Below are 2,892 nucleotides of genomic sequence, written 5' to 3' on the forward strand. Positions count from 1 at the left end.
TTTACAAAGCGAACAGGAAAGTCAATGAAATCAACGGTCTACCCAGACCACCCCCGCGCCAGTGCTAGCTTTGCGTACCGTCACTTATTGCACTGAAAACGAGGAGACCCCGAGCTGGGCGACCTGGCCCGCGCCATGGACCGCATGCGCGCGCGGCTGGAGGGGCGCGACTACATCGAGGGCTATGTGCGCGCGCTCACGCACGAGCTCAAAAGCCCCGTGGCCGCCATCCGGGGCGCGGGCGAGCTGCTGCAGGACGAGCTGCCCGCCGTCGACCGCGCCGAGTTTGCGACCCAGGTGGTACAGCAGAGCGAGCGCCTGCAACGCATCATCGACCGGCTGCTGGAGCTGTCCAAGCTGGAGCAGCGCCAGCATGCAGAACCTGCGGCCCACGCACACTTGGGCCACTGCGCCGCACGCGCCCTGCAACAGGCCAGCGCGCTCGCGCATCAGCGGGGGGTGGCGCTGGAGTTGACTGGCGAAGGTACCCAGGGCCCGTGGGAGGAGGAACTGGTCACGCTGGCCATCGGCAACCTGCTTGACAACGCCATCTGCTTTGCCCCTGAGGGCAGCACCATCCGCGTGGAACTGCAGGGTGCGCAGGTGGCCGTGCAAGACCAGGGGCCGGGTGTACCCGACTACGCACTGGTGCGCCTGGGTGAGCGTTTTTTCACCACCGCCCGGCCCGGCGGCGAGCGTACGGGCTCTGGGCTGGGCCTGGCGATTGTGCGGCGCGTGATGACCTTGCACGGGGGCACGCTGCAAGTGCACAACACGGCACCCGGCCTGCGGGTAACGCTGGATTTTCCTGACAAGCTGCGCTGAACCGCGGAGTGCAGGATTCGTTCACGCCTTCTCAGGCGATCAGGCCTCGCCGACGTAAGCCTGCACTTCGATCTCCACCGCGGCCCCCTTGTACAGCGGAGCCTGCACGCATGAGCGCGTGGGCAGGCCTTCGGGGAAATGTTGGGCGTACTCGGCGTTGAAGTCGGCAAAATCGTTGAGATCGGCAAGCCAGATGGTCGCGCGCACCACGTCCCGCATGCCGGAACCCAGTTCTTCGAGCAGGGCCTTGATGCGCTCCAGAACCACGCGCGTCTGCACGCTGACGTCGCCATCGATGATGTTGGCGTTGGCATCCATGGCCAGTTGCCCGGACAGGAACAGAAAGCCGCCGGCCCGGACCGCCTTGGAAAAGGGGACAGGCAAGGGGGTGGGGAAACGCTCAATCGAAGGGTTCATGGTGGGACTTTCAAGGTGTGGGAATGCGGTGGACCACCTGGCCCGCACGGGCACCCGTGTGCAGGCCGTCGGCCCAGGTGATGCTGCCGTTGACAATCACGGATGCAATGCCTTCCGCGGGCAGCGTGGGCGTGGTGTAGTTCGCGGCATCGCGCACGGTGGCGGGGTCAAAAAGCACCACATCGGCCTGCTGGCCGACTGCCAGCGTGCCGCGGCCCGACAGGCCGAAGTTGCGCGCCGTGAGTCCGGTCATCTTCCAGACCGCCGTCTCGAGCGGGAACAGGCCCACATCGCGGCTGTAGTGGCCCAGCACCCGGGGGAAAGTGCCCCACAGGCGGGGGTGCGGCTTGTCGCCCAGCGGAATGCCATCGGAGCCGATCATGGTCTCGTCAAACGCCATGATGCGCTGGACATCGTTCTCGTCCATCTGGAAGTAAATCGCACTTCCGGGCTGGAGGCGGCGCGCGGCCTCGTCCTTGGCCACACCCCATTCGGCAGCGATGTCCGCCAGATCACGGCCGGCGCACTCGGGGTGCGGCTCGCTCGATGCGATCAGCACCCGACCGTCCAGCATGCCCTTGTCGGTGCGGATCATGGTGGAGCCGGCGGTGTAGGGGTAGCAGTCGAGCGAAATGCACTGGTGCTTCATCGCTTCTGCGATGAACGGCAGCGTCACCGCGGAGCGTCCGAAGTTTTGGCTGTTTTGCAGCTTGTGGTGGGACACGACCACCGGAATGTCGAGCGCCCGGCCGATATGGAAGGTTTCTTCCAGCGAGTCCATCACATGGTCGGCCTCGTCCCGCATGTGCGTGACATACAGCGACTTGCGCTGCGTGAGGGGGCGGCCAATCTCGATCACCTCCTCGGTGGTGGCGGCCATGGCGGGTGGATAGAACATGCCCGTGGACAGACCGATGGCGCCGGCCTCCAGCGCCTCTTCGACCATGGCGCGCATGCGCTCGATCTCATCGGCCGTGGCCGGGCGTCCCAACTCAGGCATCACGACCGCGCGCAGGGTGGAATGCCCCACCATGGCCGCAACATTGAGGGCGGCCGGCGTGCGGCGCAGCGCTTCGACATAGGCCTTGAAGGTCGTGAACCGGTCGGTGGCCGGGCTGTCGAGCAGGCTCAGCGGCATGGGCAGGTCCATGTCTTCGCGCAAAGGCGCCGCGCTGATGCCGCAGTTGCCTGTCACCACCGTCGTCACGCCCTGGGACACCTTGCAGCTCATATCCGGCTGGGAGAGCAGCGCCTGGTCGTCGTGCGTGTGGGCGTCGATGAAGCCCGGCGCCACGATGAGGCCGGAGGCGTCCACCGTGCGGCGTGCCGGCTGGCCGCGCAGAGCACCGATGGCCACGATCTTGTCGCCGCGGATGCCCACGTCGGCATCAAAACGGGGCGCCTTGGTGCCATCGATCACGGTACCGCCAAGGATGAGAAGGTCAAAGTAGGGCTCAGTGGCCGTCAAGGAGGTCATAGGGCAAAGGGGGTTGCACAAGGCTCAGGGGTGGGTCAATTCAGCGGAAATGGCAAGCCAAGCGGTGTTCTCCGGCCGCGTTCTCGGTGGGGCGCACCGACAGCTCGGGCCGATGGGTGGCGCACAGGTCTGTGGCCATCGGGCAGCGCGTATGAAAACGGCAGCCGCTCGGA

2 protein-coding genes and 1 pseudogene are annotated in these 2,892 nt (G+C 66.1%); 1 reads left to right on the plus strand and 2 read right to left on the minus strand.

Annotation, left to right across the window (positions count from 1 at the left end):
- Window positions 1-111 precede the first annotated feature (111 nt).
- Window positions 112-825: pseudogene (locus FFS09_RS30370) on the plus strand (ATP-binding protein); the annotation flags it as partial.
- A 39-nt stretch (window positions 826-864) separates the two neighbouring features.
- Here the strand turns inward: FFS09_RS30370 and FFS09_RS30375 are convergent.
- Window positions 865-1,242 carry a RidA family protein gene (locus tag FFS09_RS30375; protein ID WP_137922627.1) on the minus strand — a complete coding sequence of 126 codons (378 nt, stop codon included), beginning with the start codon at window positions 1,240-1,242 and terminating at the stop codon, window positions 865-867.
- A 10-nt stretch (window positions 1,243-1,252) separates the two neighbouring features.
- Window positions 1,253-2,719 carry an N-acyl-D-amino-acid deacylase family protein gene (locus FFS09_RS30380; protein ID WP_171020282.1) on the minus strand — a complete coding sequence of 489 codons (1,467 nt, stop codon included), beginning with the start codon at window positions 2,717-2,719 and terminating at the stop codon, window positions 1,253-1,255.
- Between the last annotated feature and the right edge of the window lie 173 nt (window positions 2,720-2,892).

Origin of the sequence: Hydrogenophaga sp. 2FB, assembly GCF_005503365.1 — a bacterium.
Classification (GTDB): domain Bacteria; phylum Pseudomonadota; class Gammaproteobacteria; order Burkholderiales; family Burkholderiaceae_C; genus Hydrogenophaga.